The 18,490-nt window shown below is 65.8% G+C and carries 22 protein-coding genes; 5 read left to right on the forward strand and 17 right to left on the reverse strand.

Translation table 11 applies throughout. From position 1 onward, the window contains the following. Positions 1-120 precede the first annotated feature (120 nt). Positions 121-870, forward strand: coding sequence for a class I SAM-dependent methyltransferase (locus QTI24_RS08535; RefSeq protein WP_286599721.1), 750 nt, complete (start codon positions 121-123; stop codon positions 868-870). Here QTI24_RS08535 and QTI24_RS08540 read toward each other — a convergent pair. The 5 genes from QTI24_RS08540 to QTI24_RS08560 form a co-directional block, all read right to left on the reverse strand. Next, complete coding sequence (locus tag QTI24_RS08540) at positions 867-1,763, reverse strand: RibD family protein (RefSeq protein ID WP_286599722.1); 897 nt, start codon at positions 1,761-1,763, stop codon at positions 867-869. The genes QTI24_RS08535 and QTI24_RS08540 overlap by 4 nt on opposite strands. 28 nt (positions 1,764-1,791) lie before the next feature. Further along, positions 1,792-2,667, reverse strand: coding sequence for a hypothetical protein (locus tag QTI24_RS08545; protein ID WP_286599724.1), 876 nt, complete (start codon positions 2,665-2,667; stop codon positions 1,792-1,794). A 61-nt stretch (positions 2,668-2,728) separates the two neighbouring features. After that, a complete protein-coding gene (locus QTI24_RS08550; protein WP_286599725.1) occupies positions 2,729-3,421 on the reverse strand; it encodes a glutathione S-transferase family protein in 693 nt (230 codons plus the stop codon). A gap of 9 nt (positions 3,422-3,430) precedes the next feature. Next, positions 3,431-5,059, reverse strand: a complete 1,629-nt coding sequence (locus QTI24_RS08555) for a (2,3-dihydroxybenzoyl)adenylate synthase (RefSeq protein WP_286599727.1) — start codon at positions 5,057-5,059, stop codon at positions 3,431-3,433. A 17-nt stretch (positions 5,060-5,076) separates the two neighbouring features. Further along, positions 5,077-6,216 (reverse strand): FAD-dependent monooxygenase, encoded by a 1,140-nt coding sequence (locus QTI24_RS08560; protein ID WP_286599729.1) that lies wholly within the window; start codon positions 6,214-6,216, stop codon positions 5,077-5,079. Positions 6,217-6,324: 108 nt separating this feature from the next. Here QTI24_RS08560 and QTI24_RS08565 point away from each other — a divergent pair, with 108 nt between their 5' ends. Beyond that, positions 6,325-7,548, forward strand: a complete 1,224-nt coding sequence (locus QTI24_RS08565; RefSeq protein WP_286599731.1) for an NAD(P)/FAD-dependent oxidoreductase — start codon at positions 6,325-6,327, stop codon at positions 7,546-7,548. Here the strand turns inward: QTI24_RS08565 and QTI24_RS08570 are convergent. The 3 genes from QTI24_RS08570 to QTI24_RS08580 all read right to left on the reverse strand — a co-directional run bounded on the left by QTI24_RS08570 (position 7,545) and on the right by QTI24_RS08580 (position 9,145). Further along, positions 7,545-7,769 carry a hypothetical protein gene (locus QTI24_RS08570; RefSeq protein WP_286599732.1) on the reverse strand — a complete coding sequence of 75 codons (225 nt, stop codon included), beginning with the start codon at positions 7,767-7,769 and terminating at the stop codon, positions 7,545-7,547. The genes QTI24_RS08565 and QTI24_RS08570 overlap by 4 nt on opposite strands. A gap of 149 nt (positions 7,770-7,918) precedes the next feature. Next, on the reverse strand, positions 7,919-8,716 hold the full coding sequence (locus QTI24_RS08575; protein WP_286599733.1) for an SDR family NAD(P)-dependent oxidoreductase: 798 nt from the start codon (positions 8,714-8,716) through the stop codon (positions 7,919-7,921). 87 nt (positions 8,717-8,803) lie between these two features. Further along, complete coding sequence (locus tag QTI24_RS08580; RefSeq protein ID WP_286599735.1) at positions 8,804-9,145, reverse strand: thrombospondin type 3 repeat-containing protein; 342 nt, start codon at positions 9,143-9,145, stop codon at positions 8,804-8,806. A gap of 153 nt (positions 9,146-9,298) precedes the next feature. Between QTI24_RS08580 and QTI24_RS08585 the strand changes: the two genes are divergently transcribed. Next, on the forward strand, positions 9,299-9,508 hold the full coding sequence (locus tag QTI24_RS08585) for a hypothetical protein (protein ID WP_286599736.1): 210 nt from the start codon (positions 9,299-9,301) through the stop codon (positions 9,506-9,508). Here the strand turns inward: QTI24_RS08585 and QTI24_RS08590 are convergent, their stop codons facing one another. After that, positions 9,509-10,033: a hypothetical protein gene (locus QTI24_RS08590; RefSeq protein ID WP_286599738.1), complete on the reverse strand. Its 525-nt coding sequence runs from the start codon at positions 10,031-10,033 to the stop codon at positions 9,509-9,511. Positions 10,034-10,299: 266 nt separating this feature from the next. Between QTI24_RS08590 and QTI24_RS08595 the strand changes: the two genes are divergently transcribed. Then, the gene (locus tag QTI24_RS08595; RefSeq protein WP_286599740.1) at positions 10,300-11,013 is read left to right on the forward strand and encodes a LuxR C-terminal-related transcriptional regulator; all 714 of its coding nucleotides are present in this window, start codon (positions 10,300-10,302) and stop codon (positions 11,011-11,013) included. Positions 11,014-11,020: 7 nt separating this feature from the next. Here the strand turns inward: QTI24_RS08595 and QTI24_RS08600 are convergent, their stop codons facing one another. Together QTI24_RS08600 and QTI24_RS08605 are read right to left on the reverse strand one after the other, a co-directional pair. Next, positions 11,021-11,422: a methylglyoxal synthase gene (locus QTI24_RS08600; RefSeq protein ID WP_286599741.1), complete on the reverse strand. Its 402-nt coding sequence runs from the start codon at positions 11,420-11,422 to the stop codon at positions 11,021-11,023. A 55-nt stretch (positions 11,423-11,477) separates the two neighbouring features. Then, positions 11,478-12,080 carry a hypothetical protein gene (locus QTI24_RS08605; protein WP_286599742.1) on the reverse strand — a complete coding sequence of 201 codons (603 nt, stop codon included), beginning with the start codon at positions 12,078-12,080 and terminating at the stop codon, positions 11,478-11,480. A gap of 130 nt (positions 12,081-12,210) precedes the next feature. Between QTI24_RS08605 and QTI24_RS08610 the strand changes: the two genes are divergently transcribed. Beyond that, the gene (locus QTI24_RS08610) at positions 12,211-12,768 is read left to right on the forward strand and encodes a GAF domain-containing protein (RefSeq protein ID WP_286599743.1); all 558 of its coding nucleotides are present in this window, start codon (positions 12,211-12,213) and stop codon (positions 12,766-12,768) included. A 14-nt stretch (positions 12,769-12,782) separates the two neighbouring features. Here QTI24_RS08610 and QTI24_RS08615 read toward each other — a convergent pair whose 3' ends face one another. The 6 genes from QTI24_RS08615 to cyoB are packed head-to-tail and all read right to left on the reverse strand — an operon-like array spanning position 12,783 to position 18,489. After that, positions 12,783-13,319 (reverse strand): response regulator transcription factor, encoded by a 537-nt coding sequence (locus QTI24_RS08615; protein WP_286599744.1) that lies wholly within the window; start codon positions 13,317-13,319, stop codon positions 12,783-12,785. Continuing rightward, positions 13,309-14,679 carry an ATP-binding protein gene (locus QTI24_RS08620; RefSeq protein ID WP_503011224.1) on the reverse strand — a complete coding sequence of 457 codons (1,371 nt, stop codon included), beginning with the start codon at positions 14,677-14,679 and terminating at the stop codon, positions 13,309-13,311. The genes QTI24_RS08615 and QTI24_RS08620 overlap by 11 nt, the downstream gene beginning before the upstream one ends. Beyond that, positions 14,663-15,448, reverse strand: coding sequence for an SURF1 family protein (locus tag QTI24_RS08625; protein ID WP_286599746.1), 786 nt, complete (start codon positions 15,446-15,448; stop codon positions 14,663-14,665). Before QTI24_RS08625 ends, QTI24_RS08620 begins: the two co-directional genes overlap by 17 nt. Beyond that, entirely contained in the window at positions 15,445-15,855 is a 411-nt protein-coding gene (gene cyoD / locus QTI24_RS08630) for a cytochrome o ubiquinol oxidase subunit IV (RefSeq protein WP_286599747.1), read from the reverse strand. The genes QTI24_RS08625 and cyoD overlap by 4 nt, the downstream gene beginning before the upstream one ends. Beyond that, positions 15,852-16,493, reverse strand: a complete 642-nt coding sequence (gene cyoC, locus QTI24_RS08635) for a cytochrome o ubiquinol oxidase subunit III (RefSeq protein WP_286599749.1) — start codon at positions 16,491-16,493, stop codon at positions 15,852-15,854. Before cyoC ends, cyoD begins: the two co-directional genes overlap by 4 nt. Then, positions 16,486-18,489: a cytochrome o ubiquinol oxidase subunit I gene (gene cyoB, locus QTI24_RS08640; protein ID WP_286599751.1), complete on the reverse strand. Its 2,004-nt coding sequence runs from the start codon at positions 18,487-18,489 to the stop codon at positions 16,486-16,488. The genes cyoC and cyoB overlap by 8 nt, the downstream gene beginning before the upstream one ends. Position 18,490 lies beyond the last annotated feature (1 nt).

Genomic DNA, 18,490 nt, shown 5'->3' on the forward strand with positions numbered 1-18,490 from the left:
AGTGCCGACTGGCTCGCGCTGCGCGAGCCCTATGACCGCGAGGCGCGCGGCATGGCAGCGCGCTCGCTGAAGCTGAACGCGCTCGCCACACGTTTGCGCGGTGGTGATCCGACACTCGCGGTGCTCGACCTGGCCTGCGGAACGGGCGCGAACCTGCGTGAACTCGCACCGCGCCTTGCTGGATCGCAACGATGGATCCTGGTCGACCATGACCCGAAGCTGCTGGAGGCATTGCCAGGCGTGCTTGCGGCATGGGCGTTGGAGAACGGCTTATTGCTTGAGGCAAGAGCCACTTCCATGCGCATCGAAGGTCCGGGTTGGAAGGCCGAGGTACACCTCCTGTGCATCGACCTCGCGTTGCAACTCGGCGCTGTTCCCTTTGCCGGATCAAGGCTCGTTACCGCATCGGCGCTGCTGGACCTCGTCTCCGCATCCTGGCTGGACGCGCTGTTCGGCCGTGTTCGCTCGGCGGGCGCGGCCATGTTGTTCGGCCTGAATGTCGACGGCCGCGTCACCTGGGATCCGCCCATTGCCGGCGACGAGGAGGTGGATCGACTCTTCGCTTCACATCAGCGTCGAGACAAGGGATTCGGTCCTGCACTCGGCGCCGACGCGGTGAGCGTTGCTGTCAGTCGTCTCCCTGCGATGGGATTTCGAGTTTCCCAGGCCAACAGCGACTGGCACATCGATGCCGGCGAAGAAGCACAAGCCGCGGCGATGCTGACCGCGATGGTGGAAGGCATGGGCACTGCGGCGATCGAGCAAGACCCGACGGCCCGAAGCTCGGTGAGCGAATGGATTCAGAGACGAATCGACGTCCTCGACAAGACCCGCCTGCGCATCGGGCACCAGGAGATTCTGGCGGTCTAGCTTCGCGGCGCTTCGGGTTGCTCGGCCCGTAGGTCGAGATCCCACAGCACATCGAACCCCATGCGGAAGATTCGCACTGAAGGCCGCATGCAATCCACCATCGCGGCGCTTCTCGGCAACTGCAATCCTGGCCGACCGGCGCCGATGATCACAGGCGCGACGCTCAGGTGCAACCGGTCCAGGCATCCTTGCGCGATGAAGCGCGAAACCGTGACGCCGCCGCCTTCGACGAACAGGACGCGAAGGCCGCGCGCTTCCAATGCAGCCGTCAGTGCGCGCAGGTTCAGCCCGCCCTCGACTCCCGTCAGACCTCGCACCCCGAGTACCTGATCGGCGCCCACGCGATTTGCCGCTTCGGCTGCCCGGGTTGCATCGCACGCGAGCAGAGTCGCAGCCTGCCGGTCCGAGAAGACACGCAAGGTCGGCGGAAGACCGAGTTCCGGATCGAGCAGCACCCGCACCGGGTGTGCGCCCGCCACATGACGCGTCGTGAGTTGCGGGTCGTCGATGGCCGCGGTGCCGGCGCCCACGATGACCGCATCGCTCAACGCACGCAGGCGATGCAGATGCACCAGCACCTCGGGGCCGTTCACGTAGTTGGAGTCGCCGCCGTGCGTTGCCACGCATCCGTCGAGGCTTTGGCCGAGCTGGCCGATCAGCCAGGGCTTGCTCTTGCGCGGGCGGTCCAGCACGGGCTTGAGCAGGTCGAACAACTCGACTGCGCCGTCGTCCCACACGCCGCGCAAGGCAAAACCCTGCGATGCATCCCAGGCCAGGGGCGAGTGCGCGTCCCATTGCTGCGGTGCAGCGTGCCCGCGGCGTTGCGCAACGATGTCCAGACACAGAGGCCACAGGGCATCGATGCCCGGGATCGAGGAGGGGTTGGGCATCATGGAAGTCGATCTGCGTGTCTCGCCACGTCTACCAGCGTGGCGTGTAGTAGGGGTCGTCGAGGCTGCCGGCCGGTGCCTTGGCATCGTCGCGCAGCGCCAGCGCCACGGCGCCGGTCACCCAGATCGCGGCCAGCACCGCGATGATCAATGCACCGCGCCAGTTGCGCCGCGATGCATGGGGCTGCGGACTTCGAAACCATCGGGCCGCCCATTGCACGATCGGTCCCGACAGGAAGGCGCAAGCGAGCAACAACAGCACGACAGGCCGCACAGGTGACAGCAATGCGATGCCTTCCGCCAAGGATAGCCAGGCGATCACCGAGACCACGGCACCGCAGGCGCCGAAGGCGATGCGGGCCGTGGGCCAGACCCACAGTGCACAGCCCGCGACTGCGGCGGAGATCGACAGGCTCAGCTCGAACAGGAGCGCCGAGCCGTTGATGAGGGCGACCGCTGCCAGTCCAAGTCCGGCGACGACGAGGCTCGCCGGTGCGTGGGCGCTCTCCTCGGATTGCCCCAGCACCGCAGCGATCACCGCAACGCCGACCAGCCAGGTCAACGCCTGCACTGCGAGCGGCTGGTCGCTCAATCCCGCGAGCACGAGCGTCCAGAGGGCGCAGGTCGCGAGCCAGGTGGTCCGGGGGGCGGCGCGCATGGCTTCCAGGCCGAGACCCAGCAAGGCGGCGGCCATATAGATCCAGGGCAGTTCTTCCGTCAGCGTGCGGGGCCACATGTCCCAGCCCAGGATCCATACCGATCCGACGACGATCGCGACCCCGACGCTGGCCGAAGCCCAACGCCGCCCGTGGACCGGCCCCAGTCCCACCCGCAGCAGCCCTGCACCCGCGAAGGAGAGAACCAGCGGCAGCGCAAGGCTCTGGAAGAGCGGGTGGTGGAAGTCCATTCCTGCGGTTATGCAGGCGCAAGGGCGGTTGAGTCAATGGCGGGGCCTTGATGGAAGCGAATCAAGTGCCGGGCGTGGAAGGCGAGGGAGTCGGCGAAGACTGCGGCGAGACGCCCTGCGTCAACGCCGCGCCGTGCTGCGAGGCCAGCGCGCGCCGGTAGCCGTCGCGCAGTTTCAGTCGCTCCCAGTAGGCCGCGACCGCGGGAGGAATGCGAGGGATCAGGCCGATCTCGCCGGCCAGCATCAGGGCATAGCCGACCGAGATGTCCGCCGCCGTGAAGCGGTCAGCGCAGAGGAACTCGTGCTTCGCCAGCACGCCGTCGATGCCGCGCAGGCGCGCGATGAACCACTTGGCGTAGTCCTCCGCAGCCTGCGGCAGCTTGCGCTCGTCCGGCTCGAATCGCCCGTAGCGAAGCACGATGGTCTGCGGGAAGGTCAGCGTTGCCTCGCCGTGGTGCAGCCAGTTCAGCCAGGCGCCGAAGCCGGGTTCGTCCGGGCGAACCGCGAGCCCGCGCGTGTTGTCCGGATCGCAGCGCTGCGCGAGGTATTGGCACATCGCGGCGGACTCCGTCATGCGCGTGTCGCCGTCGATCAGATAGGGCACCGTTCCCAGCGGATTGATCTCGAGGTACGAACGCTGCAGTGCGCGCGGCGGGAACGGCAGCATGCGCAGCTCGTACGGTGCGCCCAACTCTTCGAGCATCCATAACGGGCGAAAGGAGCGAGCGCTGACGCAATGGTAGAGAACGATCATGGGCACACTCTACGCGGTGAGCCGGTCGCGCAGTTCGCGCTTGAGGATCTTGCCGACGGGGCTCACCGGGAATTCATCCATGATCTCCAGCCGCTCGGGCAGCTTGAAGGATGCGATCTTCTGCTGGCGCAGGTAGGAAATCAGCTCATCGAACTCCAGCGTGGTGCCGGGCTGCAGGATCACGCAGGCGCACGCCTTCTCGCCGAAGACCGGATCGGGCAGGCCGATCAGCGCGACGACTTTCACCTGGGGAAGTCCGAAGATGAGGTTCTCGATCTCGTCGCAGCTGATCTTCTCGCCACCGCGATTGATCAGGTCCTTGCGGCGGCCTTCGGTGAACACGTAGCGTCCGCGTTTGCGCACGATGTCGCCCATCCGATAGAAACCGTCGGCCGTGAAGGCTTCGGCGTTCTTCTCGGGTGCGTTGTAGTAGCCGCGGATGGTGTAGGGTCCGCGCGTCACCAGTTCGCCGGTCTCGCCGTCGGGTACTTCGCGGTCGTTGTCGTCCAGCACCTTGATCTCGTCGAGTTCGCTCACGGGCGCACCCGAGCTTTCGAGCAGGAGCTCGTTCGGGTCGTCGAGCCGCGTCATGTTGATCAGGCCTTCGGCGGTGCCATAGATCTCCTGCGGCGTGCAGCCGAACTGTTCGCGCAGGCGCGTGCGCAACTCGGGCGCCAGCCGTGCGCCGCCGTTCTGCACGACCTTGAGCGACGAGAGATCGAAGCGCTTCGGCACGTCGCTGTTGAGCCAGTTGGAAATGAGCGGGACCACGCTCGCGATGGCCGATACGCGCTCGCGCTCGACGGATGCGAAAGTGGCCTCCATGTCGGTGCCCGCGGCAATCACCACGGTGCCGCCCGCGTAGAAGGTGCCTAGCAGGCCCGGCGACGCGAGGTTGTAGTTGTGGCCCAGCGGCAGGATGGCCATGAAGACCGTTTCGCGGTCGAAGCCCGCCGCCTGCGCGCAGAGGCGGGCGTTGAGCACGTAGTCGTTGTGCGTGCGGGGGATCAGCTTCGACACCGAGGTCGTGCCGCCGGAGAGCAACATGGTCGACACTTCATCGGGGGCGGGGCGTGCGGCGAGCAGTCTCGCCGTGGACTGGTCGTCTTCGCCCACGCCGCCGTCGATCAACGGATCCAGTGCACGCTGTCCCGGCGCCGGCTCGCCCGCAACGATCACGTGGCGCAGGAAGGGAAACTCCGCAGCCATTTCCGCAGCCATCGGCCGGTAGTCGAAGTTGCCGACGACGTCGGGCACCAGGTAGGCGGTCGCGCCGGAGGCACGGATGAAATGGCGCACCTCGGCATGCCGGTGCGCGCGCAGCGCCATCACCGGGATCGCGCCCATCCAGTTGAGAGCCAGATACGCAATGACGAACTCCGGCACGTTCGGCAACTGCACCACCACGCGGTCGCGCGGCTTCAAGCCCAGGTCGAGCAGGGCCATCGCGAGTTGCCTGGAACTGCGCACCAGTTCTGCATAGCTGATGCGGCGGTCGTTGAAGACCAACGCGGTCTTCTCTGGCGCCGCACGCATCGTGCGCTCGACCATCTCGGCCACCGTGAGGTCCTCCCACAGGCCGAGTTGGCGGAATTTTTGGGCCGCTTCGGCGGGCCAGGGAACGCAGCCTTCGAGCATGGTGGATTCCTTCCAGGTCAAAACGCTAGTTCCGGGTGCAGCTTCTCGTAGGCGGCCGCAAGCTCGGGGTCGCGCTTGCGCACGTCCGCATGGTCGACGCGGCCGCTGCGCGTGACGTAGTCGTAGGCGAAGGAGATCGGATCCAGTGGCAGCTTGGGCCCGAGGTTCTCGTACCACTCGGTGCTCTTGATCGCGGCCTTCTGCAGCGAGTCGGAGCCGGGCTGGCGGATGCGCACGAATTCTTCGAGCATCTTCGGCACATCCGCGCCGCAGGTCTTGCAGGCGTCGAAGAGCGCGATCGAATCCTGCATGGCGAGGCGCGTGCCCGACCCGACCGACGGGTGGCCGGTGCGCAGCGCATCGCCGATCAGCACGATGTTCGTGTAGTGCCAGCTGCGGTTCTTGACGATGGTGTAGCGGAACCAGTTCGACTTGTTGGACAGCAGCTTGTGGCCCTGCAGGTCATCGGCAAACACCTTTTCGCACCATGCGAGGCTCTGTGCTTCGCTCATTCGGTCGAGGCCCGATCGGTGGAAGGTGGCCGGGTCGACTTCGACCAGGAAGGTGCTGTGCGTGCGGCTGTAGCGGTAAGTGTGGGCGATCGCCAGCCCGTCGGGGTTCTGCCGGAAGATGAGCGAGAGCGGGTCGAAGAGTTGCGTGGTGCCGTACCACGCCAGCAGGTTCGGTCGCTCGTCGAGCGTCGGCCCGAAGTGTTCCTTGTAGCGAGTGCGGATGGCGCTGTTGGCGCCGTCGGCTGCGACGATCAGGTCCGCGTCGGCGAAGGCCGTGACATCGTCGCAGCGCTGCTCGAACTCGATGACCACGCCTACCTCGCGGCAATGCGCGTGCAGCGCCTTGAGCAAGTCGATGCGCGCCATGCGGTGGAAGGTGTTGTGCGCGAGCGTGACGTGCACGCCCTGGTGGATGACGGCCATCTCGTCGAACACCTCCTGATTGTGCGTCATCGATTCGTACAGTTCCGGCGCGAGGTCGCGCACGAAGGCGAGCGCCACGTCGGAGAAGACCACACCCCAGCCGTAGGTGGCGCTTTCCGGGTCGCGTTCGTAGACGCGGATGTCGTGCGACGGATCGTCGCGCTTCATCAGATAGGCGTAGAAAAGGCCGGCGGGGCCGCCGCCAATGATGCGAATCTTCATCTGCTTGCCTCTGTGGTTTGTCCGTGGGCGCCGACGTGGTCCTTGAGGCTACAGTGGCGGGCTCAATCCCGACATTGTGGGGATCACCGACAGCGACGGAATACTTTCATGAACTCGAACATCGTCATCATCGGCGGCGGCCATGCGGCCGCGCAACTGTGCGCCGGCCTCGTGGAAGCGGGGCAGGGCGCGCGCGTGCACCTGGTCTGCGAAGAGGCGGCCATTCCTTATCACCGCCCGCCACTTTCCAAGACCTTCCTGAAGAGCCCAGACGAGACGCCGCAGTCGCACAAAGCCGAGACGTGGTACGGCGAATCGGGCATCACCATGCACATGGGCGATCCGGCGGTGTCCATCGATCGGGCGATGCACACCGTCACGCTGCGCTCAGGCAAGGTGCTCGGCTGGGAGCGGCTGGTGCTCGCGACCGGCACGCGGGCACGTCAGCTCGCCGCGCTGGCGGGGCTCGAGAACGTGGCCCTGGTGCGCGCCGTCGACGAAGCGACGCGGCTGCGTGCACAACTCATTGCGGCGCAGCACGTCACGGTTCTGGGCGGTGGCTTCATCGGGCTCGAAGTGGCGGCTACAGCGCTGGCGCTTGGCAAGCAGGTGCTCGTGCTGGAAAGCGCGCCTCGCCTGTTGAGCCGCGCCGTGTCGCCGGACCTGTCCGCCCATGTGCTCGCCACCCACCGTGCCGCCGGAATGGATGTGCGCGTCGGCGTGCAGTGTGGGGTCATGAAGATCGACGGCACGCGGCTGGCGGCGATCGAGGTGAACGGGCAACCGCAACCCATCGACCTGCTGCTGCTCGGCATCGGCGCAGTGCCCGAGACGGCGCTGGCACAGGCGGCGGGCCTCGAGTGCGTGGATGGCATCGTGGTCGACGCCTACATGCAGACCAGTGACGAGGCCATCCTGGCCGTCGGCGATTGCACGCGCTTTCCGGATCGGCGCGCGGGCCAGCCGCTGCGGCTCGAATCGGTGCAGAACGCGAACGACCAGGCGCGCACCGCGGTGGCGACGCTCACCGGTGCGTCGCGACCGCATGACGCGTTGCCGTGGTTCTGGTCGGATCAGGGCGGGCTGCGGCTCCAGATGGCCGGGCTGGTGCCGCCCGAAGGCACGGCGGGTGCCGTGACCGTCAGGCGCTCCGGCGCCAATGCGGCATCGTTCTCGCTGCTGCATTACGTCGACGGACAGCTTCGCTGTGTCGAATCCGTGAATGCACCGGTCGACCACATGATGAGCCGCAAGTTACTGGAAGCGGGTCGCAGCCCGGACCCTGCGGTCGCGGCCGATCCGGCCGTGCCGCTGAAGACGCACCTGGCCTAGCTCGACACGCTGTCCCGCTCTGACGGGGCACTGATGTTCTTGCGGATTTCGGCGTCCATCATCCGGGTGCCGGCCGCCAGTGCCGCCTCGTAGGTGTCTGCCCCGTATTCGGCCGCTCTCACGACCTTTCGAGGCACGCCGCAGGCGTCGGTTTCGAGCAGCGTCCAGAGAAAAGACCCGGGCGCCGGCTCGTCGATGACGAGTTTGATCGGATTTTTCATGCCTTGATGGTGGGCGCGTGCGGGCGGAATTTCTGTAGGCCAACGCCTACGTTTCTGCCGGATTCAGGTGGGCAGCGCGAGGTTCACGATCGTGGGGTCGAGCACGATCCTCAGCACGCCGGGGACGAGCCAGCGATGCGTCATCACACTCAATCCACCAGGAAGCCGCAGCTGAGGTTGGCGACCGTGCCCGTGATGGCACCTGCGTAGCCGGAGGCGAGGAAGACGGCCGTGTTCGCGACTTCGTCCAGCGTGGGCAGCCTCTTCAGCAGCGTGTCGCCGGTTGCGCCCGCCAGCATCTGTTCGATGCTCACGCCGGCGCGGTCCGCCATGGGCTTGAAAACGGCTCGCGTGTGCGAACCCGCTGCCGCGGCTTCAGGGATGGCGTGCGGCCGGATGCACACCACCCGGATGCCCTGCGCGCCGAGTTCGCCGGCCAAGTGGCGCGACATGGCTTCGATGGACGCGCTGGCGACGCAATTGCCCATGTACCCGGGACCCGGGAGCCGCGCCCCCGGCGTGGAGAGCGTGAGGATCACGCCCGATCCCTTCTTCGCCATATGCCGGGCGACGGCCTTGGCGGTGATGAAGTTGGTGCGCGTGTAGGTCGCGATGGGGAATTCGTAGTCCTCGAGCGACAAGTCCGCAAAGGGCGTGCCCTGGACGTGAGCGACACCGATGGCGTTCAGTGCGATGTCGATGCCGTCGGCTTTGCGAGCCACGCCATCGGCATGGCGTTCGACGGCGGGGGCATCGAGGGCGTTCAACGCGGTGGCTTCGGCCAGCCCTCCGGCGGCAACGATGTCGGCGGCCACCGCCTCCAGTCTCGACGGGGTGCGGCCGGCGAGGAACACCTTGGCGCCTTCACGGGCAAAGGCCCGGGCGACCGCACCGCCGATGGCGCCGCCGGCGCCGTAGATCACGGCGCACTTGTCGTCGAGGAGCATGGATCTCTCCTAGTTTGTGTACGGCATCCACAAACCTTAGCAGAGATACTGGACGGCGTCCACATGCGCTCTGGACTGCGCCGGAACTCAGTAGCGGTAGGGGTTGTCCGGACGGTAGTCGTAGCGGTTGGGGACGCCGTCGCCATCGCGGTCGCGGTCATAGCGGTTGGGGACGCCGTCACGGTCTCGATCGCCGTAGCCGCGGCGGTCCCATCGGCCGTCGCGTCCGTAGTAGCCCTGCCCGCGAGGCGCGTAGCCGGGTTGCGCGTAGCCGTAGCCGGGTGTCACGACGTAGCCGCGCGCCGGTGGTGGAGGCGGGGCCGGGACGACGATGACGCGGCCCGAATAGGGCTGTGCCAGTACCGGGGCGCTGAGCGTGGTCAGCGACAGCAGTGCAACGGTGCCGAGGGCGAAGGCAATCTTTTTCATGGCGGCTCTCCTGTCTGTAAGGAGACTCCATGCTGCTTGCGCCGTGTGAACGCCCGGTAATGGCGAGGCGAAATCTTGTGTAGTGTTGCGTCGCTTGTGTGGCTGTCGACGCCGACGCGATCTCTTGTAAGAATTGGTGTAAGTGTAGTTAAAATGTACTACATGAATACCGACAGAGATAATTTCCACGATTGGGCGCGAGACAAGCCGGATTCCACTTCGTTTTCCGGGTTGCAGCGGACGGATCTCGCCGACCTTGCGGGCCAGCCGGGGGTGCGCTGGGGCCGGCTCGTGTTTCTCGCAGTACTCGCCGTGGCGCTCGTTGTCGGCCTCAAGTACGTTGCGGGCGCTCTGACGCGGTAATCAGCCCAGCATCCGCAGGCCGTCCAGCGCACCGCGCTGGCGCGTTGCGCGCACACGCAGCACCTGCACCGTCGCGCCGATCAGGAACACGATGAACAGCGCGCCGATCGTCCCTTGCAGGGCTGGCGATGCATCCCGATCCGCCACCAGGGGCGCGCCCAGCGGCAGGCGGGTCGCCGTCTCGGTCACACCGGGGATCATGTGGAAGAAGAAGGTCAGCGAATAGCAGACCACCGCCACGTAGGTCGACAGCTTGCCGAAGGTCTGCGATCGTTCCGCCAACATCGCCGTTCCCAGCACCCCGAGCGTCACGATGCCCAGCACGTGCGGCACGCCGAAGCCTCCGTGCTGGAAGATGCCGAAACCCGTCAGGCAGGTGAGCACGGTGGCGATCACATAGACCCGTCCCGTGCGCGTGGCGAGCGCAATTTCCTTGTAGCGCGCGAGCGCGATGAGCCCGGCCACCACCGCCACAAGGCTGATGACTGTGTGGACGATGCCAAGAGGGGTCAAGCCGTAGATCATGGATTCGCTCCTTGGTTGGAAGGCTGGCTGGGAAAGCAATTTGAAGGCCAGTGGCAGGCGGCGCACGCGTTCGCCGCCGCGGATCATTGCGCGGGTGCCCAGAGTGTTCAAGGGCGGCGGTGCTTTCGACACTGCCTGAAGGGGCCCAGCCGACTACCTCCAAAGGGAGGCCCGCGCGTCACAAGGATTCACACCACTTAATTTGTTCCGCGGTGCCCGCGCGCTGATCATTTCCATCCCGCCGCAGCCCGATGAGAGGAAAAAGCATGCCGACGATCGAATCCATCCGGGTTTTCGTGATTCATGAGGATCCCGTCATGTCCGCCGGCCTGGTCGCGATTCTGGGCAACCGGCCCGGGTTGGCCGTGACCGCAGAGGGCGCCATCCATTCGGCCGAAGGGGTAGTGATGCCCGATGTGGTCGTCGCGGACTATCGCAGCGGCCTTGCATTCCTGGCCGATACCAAGGCAGCGAAGGGCGAGCGGCGCAACCGTGGCGCCAAGGTCATGGTTGTCACACCGATCGATCGCGAGTGGGAGATCCGCTCGGCCATCAACGCCGGCATCCACGGCTATCTCCTGCAGGGCTGCCAGATCGACGAACTGATCGATGGCGTGACCGCCCTGAGCCAGGGGCAGCGCTATCTGGCCCACTCCGTCTCGCGGCGAATCGCAGACAGCCTCACCCGCGAGCGGCTTACCACGCGGGAAACGCAAGTGCTGAACTTGCTGACGACAGGCTCGTGCAACAAGGCGATCGCCAAGGAACTCGGCATTGCCGTCGGCACCGTCAAGGTGCACGTCAAGGGAATTCTCGAAAAGCTCGATGCGACAACGCGCACGCATGCCGTCATCGTGGCGGCGCAGCGCGGGTTGGTCAGCCAGGGCTTGAGCGAGGCGCCGCTGCAGGTGCGCGCGCCGGCAAACCTCGCAACGGTCACGCCGTTGTTCCAGGAACAGGGCCAGGCCCGGTTCGCTTAGCGACGGGTCAGCGCTTCTCGGCCTCGAGCTGCCGGAGCACCAGGCGCGCGCCCGCCACGTTCGTCGCGCAAGGCACGTCGTGGACGTCGCATGCCCGCACGAGGGCGTTGATGTCCGGCTCGTGCGGCTGCGCCGTCATCGGGTCGCGCAGGAAGATGACGACATCGATGCCGCCCGTGGCGAGCCGCGCGCCGATCTGCAGGTCGCCTCCTTGCGGTCCGCTCAACAGGCGCTCGACCGTGAGGCCCACCTCGGAAGCCAGCCGCGCACCCGTCGTGCCCGTGGCGCAGAGTTCGCACTGGCGGAGCAGGGATTCGAATTCGTGTGCAAGAGCCACCATCGCCGTCTTTTTGCCGTCGTGGGCGATGAGCGCGACGCGGCGCCGCGGTGGAGTGGGAAGCTCGGCCATGGTGTTCCTTCAAGTGGGCGATCCAGCGTAACGAGCCCGCATCTGCCGAGTGCCGCTATTCCCTGGCATCGATCAGCCACGCGGGAACCGAAGATTTCTTCTCGCGCGCGATCTCGCCACAGTAGTCCCTCGCAGCGAAATTCCTGGCCGCGCGCGCGGCCGGGACTGGAGCCCACATCAGGGTCGTGAGGGTGGAATTCGGCGAGGTGTCGATCTGCGCATTGGCGTCGTCCCGCTCGCCGTAGACGGCGATCGGCTTGCCGGGTGCCCTCCTGGTGTCCAGCGGCCACGCGCAGACCATCACGTAGCGCGGCGCGGTCTTGATGTCCAGCGGCTGCGGCTCCGGCGTCATCACACTGCGGCGCGACATCGCTTGCGTGATCGAGGGCACGTACTCCGTGTACTGGACCAGCAGCACCTCGCCGGTGTCCAGCCAGCCAAAGGTGGCGATCCCGGCGGGCGGGCCCCCTGCCGATTCCTGACGGTATATGGAAAGCAGCGTGTATTGGTTCCTCGCCGGCATGGCGGTGCGATAGGTCCCGATGATCGCCACGCTGGCAAATCCCGGTGGCTGTGTCTCCGCCGAGGTGTCTGCGGCGATGCCGGCCATGCTCAGCCCGACCAACGCACTGCAAAGCGCACCGAATGAATGATGCATGGTCGCGTCCGGTGAGTGCGCGCCCCGGCAGGGCTTGCCGTGGCGGCGCCCGGAAATTGTGGTGCGGAGCTGCCGGGCTCGCAATGGCGCAAACACTCTGTCGTACGATGGCTCCGGAGGATCAACAGTTTTGACGAGCAAAGCAACCCAAGGCGAGCACGACGGCCTGGACGATTGGGCATCCCGGATCGCCACGATCACCGCGGAGACCAGCATCGGGATGGACGGCAGTTTCACCGAGCGCTGCATCGGAAGCCTTCTGCGCGTGGTGCGCGAGCAGCTCAACCTCGAGGTGGTATTCGTGGGCGAGTTCGTGGATCAGAACCGCGTGTTCCGGCAGATCTCCGCAAAGGCCCTGGAGGCCATCATCCGGCCAGGGGATTTCCACCCTCTCACCGAAAGCATCTGCCAGCGGATCGTCGATGGCCGAATGCCTTGCCTGGTGCCCGACGTCAAACGCGTGCGGGTCGCGAATGGCCTTCCCGATTACTACGAGGCCCTGGGCGCCCATATTGGCGTGCCGGTGAGGTTCTCGGACGGAAGCTTGTACGGTGTGCTGTGCGGCTTCAGCTTCGAGCCGCGCGACGACCTCGACGAGCGCGACGTGAGGCGCATGGAAATGGCGGCCCAAGCCACGGCGCGGTTGCTGGCGCAGGCCGACGGACGCGATGTCACGCGGACGGTCTGACGCCGCCTTGACGCCTACTTGACGCGCTGCTTGACCAGCTTGCGCGCCAGCGTGCGGCGGTGCATCCCCAGCCTGCGCGCCGTCTCCGAAATATTGAAGCCGGTTTCCGCGAGCGTTTCGTGGATGCGTTCCCACTCGAGCGTCTTGATCGACGTGGAGCGGTTCGTCAGTTCGACTTCCGTACTGCCTTCGGCCCGGCCGAAGGCCGCCTCGATGTCGTCGGTGTTCGACGGCTTTGCGAGGTAGTGGCAGGCGCCGAGCTTGATGGCCTCGACCGCGGTGGCGATGCTGGCGAAGCCGGTGAGCACCACGATGAGCATCGCCGGGTCGTGCTGGTTGAGCGTCTGGACGCACGCGAGCCCCGAAGCGTCACCGTTGAGCTTGAGATCGACCACCGCATAGCCGGGCGAGTGCTCCTTCAGGAGCGTCGACACTTGGTCCAGGTTCGCGGCGAGCATCACGGTATAGCCGCGACGTTCGAATGAGCGTCCGAGCGTCCGCGCGAAAGCCGCGTCGTCCTCGACGATCAGCAGCAGGCGTTCAGCTTCCATGTCCTTCGTCTTCCAATTCGTCGTCCTCATCCTCTTCGAGGGTGATGGCGGCCAGCGGCAGCGTGAGCGTCACGACCGCGCCGCCTTCCGGCCGGTTGCGCGCCTCGACCCTGCCACCGAGCGTGCGCGCGACGTTGACGACGAGGAACAAACCCAGCCCGGCGCCGGGCCGGCCTTTGGTCGACTGATAGGGCTTGCCGAACTGCGCGAGCATTCCGAGCGCGAAACCGGGCCCGCGGTCGCTGACCGTCAGGGTCAGGTCGTCGCCGTCGTGTGCCGCTTCGAGGGCCACCCAACGTGGAGAGGCTTCCAGGGCATTGTCGAGCACGTTGCAGATCATCTGCTTCAGCGCCGAATCGGAAACCATGGGCAGGTCGTGGCCGAACCGGTTCTCGTAGGTGAAGGACGTCACGGGGCGCGTATCGCGCCACTCGTCGACCAGGTCGTCGAGGAAGGTACTGACGGTCGTCTCGACCGAGTTCTCGCCTCGCGCCTCGCCTGCCGACAGCAGGATGCCGCTCAGGATGCTCTTGCAGCGCTGCACCTGCGCTTCCATCTCGCTGACCTCGGCCAGTAGTTCGGGGTCGGAAGTGAAGTGAGGCAGGTGCTGCCAGTCGCCGAGGATCACCGCCAGCGTGGCGAGCGGCGTGCCGAGTTCGTGCGCGGCGCCCGAGGCGAGCAGGCCCATGCGCACGATGTGTTCCTCCTCGGCGGCGCGCTGGCGAAGCGCGGCCAGGCGCGCATCGCGACCGCGGAGGTTGCGGCTGATCCGCGTGATGAAGACCACCAGCAGGGCCGCAATGAGCGCAAAGCAGATCAGCACGCCCAGGATGTAGGGGCTGAGCAGGCCGCGGTCATGGTTGAGCGGAATCGAGAGCGGTCCCGAGAACAGGGCCAGCCCGGCGAAGCAGGCGGTGGTGACGCCCACCATCGTCCACGTCGACCAGGCCTCCAGCAACACCGCAGCCAGGATGACCTGAAGCAGATAGAGAAAGACGAACGGGTTCGTTGCGCCGCCGCTGAGGTAGAGCTGGGCGGTGAGCATGGCCACGTCGACCAGCAGCGCGACGAACAGCTCGGTGTTGGACACGTCGCGGTGGATGCGCCAGCGGAACTGGCTCGCCGCGTTGAAGGCGGCGAGGCATGCCAGCACGGCCAGCATCTGGTCGAGCGGCAGCCTGATCCCGAAGCCGAAATGAACGACGAGGATGGTGGCGATCTGCCCGACCACGGCAATCCATCGCAGCTGGATGAGCTGCTGCATGTTCTTGAGGCCGGTCGCGTCGCCGTGGCTCACGGTTTCGGCCCGGTCGGAGGGCGAGCCGGGAGCGATCACAGTGACTTCAGTCATGCCCGGCATCTTCGTTCATGCGCCCCTGCCGCACGCGTCGCTCGTCGCGCCCCACGTACCAGGCGGCTGCGGCGACCATCAGGGCCAGGGCAAACCAGGTGAATGCGTAGACCAGATGGTTATTGGCAAAGCTGATGACCGTCAAGCCGCCGACCGGCCAGGTGCGCGGGACGTTCGCTGCGCCTGTGCCGGGGCGCGACGGGGCGGCTTCGGCATCCACGAAATAGGGCGCGACGCCGCTCAGGCCGCGAACCGCCGCGATGGCCTGGACATCGCGCGAATACCAGCGGTCGGCGGTCGGATCGTTGCGCCGCAGGAAGCTGCCGCCCGGCTCGGTGATTCGAAGCAGTCCGGTGACCGTGGACTCGCCTTCGGGGTCGGCCGCACCGCGTGCCGCGCGATCCCGCGCCTCGGGCGGCACGAAGCCGCGGTTGATCAGCATGATGCTGCCGTCGGTCATGCGCAGCGGCGTCAGGACCCAGTACCCGGCGCCGAGTTCGGTCGTGGCCTGAACGAGCGTTTCGCGATCGTGGAGAAAGGTGCCGGTGGCGCGCACGCGCCGATACGCGTCATCGGTTGCATTGAGCTTCGGCCATCGGTCGGTCGTGGGCGGCGCGACGGCCGGTGCGTGCACGCGCTGGTCGATTCGGGCGATGAGGTCGAGCTTCCAGGCCCGACGCTCGACCTGCCAGATGCCCAACGCCACGAATCCCGCGAAGGCGAGAAGGGCGCAGAGCGCCAGCGCGGCGAGGACGGCGCTGGAGCGGGGCTGGGTCAAGGCACCTTGTGCATGTCGTGCATCATGCCCGGCATCATGTTGTGGTTCATGTGATACATGACCCACAACGAGCCGCTCAGGGTGATGACGACCACCACGATCGTGAAGATCAGCGCCAGCATCGTCCAGCCGTGCTCGGACTTGGCGTTCATGTGCAGGAAGTAAATCATGTGCACGAGGATCTGCACGACCGCGAAGCCGAGGATGACCATCGCCGTGGTGCTGGACTTGTCGAACACATTGCCCATCACCAGCCAGAACGGAATGGCCGTCAGGATCACCGACAGCACGAAGCCCGTCATGTAACCCTTGAAGGTGGCGTGCGGGGCGCCGTCGTCGTGGCCGTGGTGGTCGTCGTGCGCACCGTGATGGGCGCCATGGGCTGGAGTATCGGTATGCGCGCTCATGGCAGCACTCCCATCAGGTAGACGAAGGTGAAGACGCCGATCCAGACCACGTCCAGAAAGTGCCAGAACATCGAGAGGCACATCAGGCGACGGCGGTTCGCTGCGATGAAGCCGTGCTTTGCCACCTGGGCCATCAGCACGATGATCCAGACGATGCCGAAGGTCACGTGCAGGCCGTGCGTGGCCACCAGTGCGAAGAACGAGGACAGGAACGCGCTGCGTTGCGGTCCGGCGCCTTCATGGATCAGGTGCGCGAATTCAAAGAGCTCGATGCCGATGAAGCCGGCGCCCAGAAGGCCGGTGACGATTAGCCAGATCATGGTGCCCCGCACCTTGTCGCGCTGCATTTCCAGCATTGCGAAGCCGTAGGTGATCGACGACAGCAGCAGGAGGGAAGTATTGAGCGCGATCAGCCGCAGGTCGAACAGGTCGGCGCCGGAAGGCCCTGCCGCGAAACTGCGCCCCAGCACGCCATAGATGGCGAACAGGCAGGCGAAGACGAGGCAGTCGCTCATCAGGTAGAGCCAGAACCCGAGCATCGTGCCGTTCTCGGGATGGTGCTCGCCGCTCACGTAGTAGCGGGCGCTCGGGTTGGCGCTGATCGCGCCGGGCGTTGAAAGGGCGGTGACGTCAGACATGGGCGGCCAAAAGGCGAGTGCGAGCGCCTTCGGTGCGAACGACCTCGTCCGCCGGGACGTGGTAGTCGCGCTTGTAGTTGAAGGTATGGGTGATGATGGCGGCCAGCATCGCGAAGAAGCCGACGCCTGCAAAGATCCACATTTGCCAGATCAGGGCGAAGCCGCAGACCGCGGCCAGCGCGGCAATGATGAAGCCCGCGCCAGTGTTCTTCGGCATGTGGATCGGGATGAAGCCTTCCTCGGGGCGCACATAGTGGTGCTTCTTCATGTCGGCCCAGGCATCGTTGTCGTGCACGCGCGGCGTGAAGGCGAAGTTGTATGCGGGCGGCGGCGAAGACGTCGACCACTCGAGCGTGCGGCCATCCCACGGGTCGCCCGTGAAGTCGCGCAGCTGGTCGCGGCGGATGTAGCTCACCACGAACTGGATGATCATCGACGCGATGCCCAGCGCAATCAGCACGGCGCCGAAGGCGGCGATCTGGAACCAGATCTGCAGCGAGGGGTCTTCGAAGTGGCTCACGCGGCGCGTGACGCCCATCAGGCCGAGCACATAGAGCGGCATGAATGCGAAGTAGAAGCCGACGACCCAGAACCAGAACGAGCACTTGCCCCAGAACGGATCGAGCTTGTAGCCGAAGGCCTTCGGGAACCAGTAGGTGATGCCGGCCAGCATGCCGAACAGCACACCACCGATGATCACGTTGTGGAAGTGCGCGATCAGGAAGAGGCTGTTGTGGAGCACGAAGTCGGCCGGCGGGACCGCCAGCAGCACGCCGGTCATGCCACCGATCACGAATGTGATCATGAAGGCGATCGTCCACATCATGGGCAGCTCGAAGCGGATGCGGCCCTTGTACATGGTGAACAGCCAGTTGAAGATCTTCGCGCCCGTCGGGATCGAGATGATCATCGTCGTGATGCCGAAGAACGAGTTCACGCTGGCACCGGAGCCCATCGTGAAGAAGTGGTGCAGCCAGACGAGGTACGAGAGGATGGTGATCACCAGCGTGGCGTAGACCATCGACGCGTAGCCGAAGAGCCGCTTGCCGCAGAAGGTCGCCACCACTTCGGAGAAGATGCCGAAGGCCGGAAGGATCAGGATGTAGACCTCCGGGTGGCCCCAGATCCAGATCAGGTTGACGTACATCATGGCGTTGCCGCCAAGATCGTTGGTGAAGAAGTTCGTGCCGACGTAGCGGTCCAGCGACAGCAGCGCGAGCACGGCGGTCAGCACCGGGAAGGCGGCGACGATCAGGATGTTGGTGGCGAGCGCGGTCCAGGTGAACACCGGCATCTTCATCAGCGTCATGCCCGGGGCGCGCATCTTCACGATGGTCGCGATCAGGTTGACGCCGGAGAGCAGCGTGCCCACCCCCGCAATCTGCAGGGACCAGATGTAGTAGTCGACCCCTACGTCCGGACTGAATTCGATTCCGGACAGCGGCGGATAGGCCAGCCATCCGGTGCGGGCGAACTCGCCGACGAACAGCGACGCCATCACCAGCCCGGCGCCGAAGGTGGTCATCCAGAAGCTGAAGTTGTTCAGGAAGGGGAAGGCCACGTCGCGTGCGCCGATCTGCAGCGGCACGACGTAGTTCATCAGGCCCGTGACGAGCGGCATCGCCACGAAGAAGATCATGATCACGCCGTGCGCGGTGAAGATCTGGTCATAGTGGTGCGGCGGCAGGAAGCCAGCTTCGCCGCCGAAGGCGACGGCCTGCTGGGCACGCATCATGATCGCGTCGGCGAAGCCGCGCAGCAGCATCACCAGCCCGAGGATGATGTACATGATGCCGATCTTCTTGTGGTCGATGCTGGTGATCCAGTCGCGCCACAGAGTGCCCCACACCCGGAAATAGGTGATGGCGCCAAGGAGCGCCATGCCGCCAAGGATGACGGCAATGAAGGTCGCGAGAAGGATCGGCTCGTGAAACGGAATCGCCTCCCAGGAGAGGCGGCCGAAGATGAGCTTCGTCAGTTCAGGATGGTCAGGCATC

Origin of the sequence: Variovorax sp. J22P240 (assembly GCF_030316855.1) — a bacterium.
Lineage (GTDB): Bacteria > Pseudomonadota > Gammaproteobacteria > Burkholderiales > Burkholderiaceae_C > Variovorax.

Bases quoted from the DNA above. Each gene is read 5' to 3' on its own strand.
- QTI24_RS08575 (WP_286599733.1), bottom strand. From the start codon at position 8,716: ATGCTCCTCGACGACAAGTGCGCCGTGATCTACGGCGCCGGCGGCGCC.
- QTI24_RS08560 (WP_286599729.1), bottom strand. From the start codon at position 6,216: ATGAAGATTCGCATCATTGGCGGCGGCCCCGCCGGCCTTTTCTACGCC.
- QTI24_RS08570 (WP_286599732.1), bottom strand. From the start codon at position 7,769: ATGAAAAATCCGATCAAACTCGTCATCGACGAGCCGGCGCCCGGGTCT.
- QTI24_RS08620 (WP_503011224.1), bottom strand. From the start codon at position 14,679: ATGCCGGGCATGACTGAAGTCACTGTGATCGCTCCCGGCTCGCCCTCC.
- QTI24_RS08600 (WP_286599741.1), bottom strand. From the start codon at position 11,422: ATGGCCGAGCTTCCCACTCCACCGCGGCGCCGCGTCGCGCTCATCGCC.
- QTI24_RS08605 (WP_286599742.1), bottom strand. From the start codon at position 12,080: ATGCATCATTCATTCGGTGCGCTTTGCAGTGCGTTGGTCGGGCTGAGC.
- QTI24_RS08580 (WP_286599735.1), bottom strand. From the start codon at position 9,145: ATGAAAAAGATTGCCTTCGCCCTCGGCACCGTTGCACTGCTGTCGCTG.
- QTI24_RS08585 (WP_286599736.1), top strand. From the start codon at position 9,299: ATGTACTACATGAATACCGACAGAGATAATTTCCACGATTGGGCGCGA.
- cyoC (WP_286599749.1), bottom strand. From the start codon at position 16,493: ATGTCTGACGTCACCGCCCTTTCAACGCCCGGCGCGATCAGCGCCAAC.
- QTI24_RS08595 (WP_286599740.1), top strand. From the start codon at position 10,300: ATGCCGACGATCGAATCCATCCGGGTTTTCGTGATTCATGAGGATCCC.
- QTI24_RS08615 (WP_286599744.1), bottom strand. From the start codon at position 13,319: ATGGAAGCTGAACGCCTGCTGCTGATCGTCGAGGACGACGCGGCTTTC.
- QTI24_RS08540 (WP_286599722.1), bottom strand. From the start codon at position 1,763: ATGATGCCCAACCCCTCCTCGATCCCGGGCATCGATGCCCTGTGGCCT.
- cyoB (WP_286599751.1), bottom strand. From the start codon at position 18,489: ATGCCTGACCATCCTGAACTGACGAAGCTCATCTTCGGCCGCCTCTCC.
- QTI24_RS08565 (WP_286599731.1), top strand. From the start codon at position 6,325: ATGAACTCGAACATCGTCATCATCGGCGGCGGCCATGCGGCCGCGCAA.
- QTI24_RS08590 (WP_286599738.1), bottom strand. From the start codon at position 10,033: ATGATCTACGGCTTGACCCCTCTTGGCATCGTCCACACAGTCATCAGC.
- QTI24_RS08550 (WP_286599725.1), bottom strand. From the start codon at position 3,421: ATGATCGTTCTCTACCATTGCGTCAGCGCTCGCTCCTTTCGCCCGTTA.
- QTI24_RS08545 (WP_286599724.1), bottom strand. From the start codon at position 2,667: ATGGACTTCCACCACCCGCTCTTCCAGAGCCTTGCGCTGCCGCTGGTT.
- QTI24_RS08555 (WP_286599727.1), bottom strand. From the start codon at position 5,059: ATGCTCGAAGGCTGCGTTCCCTGGCCCGCCGAAGCGGCCCAAAAATTC.
- cyoD (WP_286599747.1), bottom strand. From the start codon at position 15,855: ATGAGCGCGCATACCGATACTCCAGCCCATGGCGCCCATCACGGTGCG.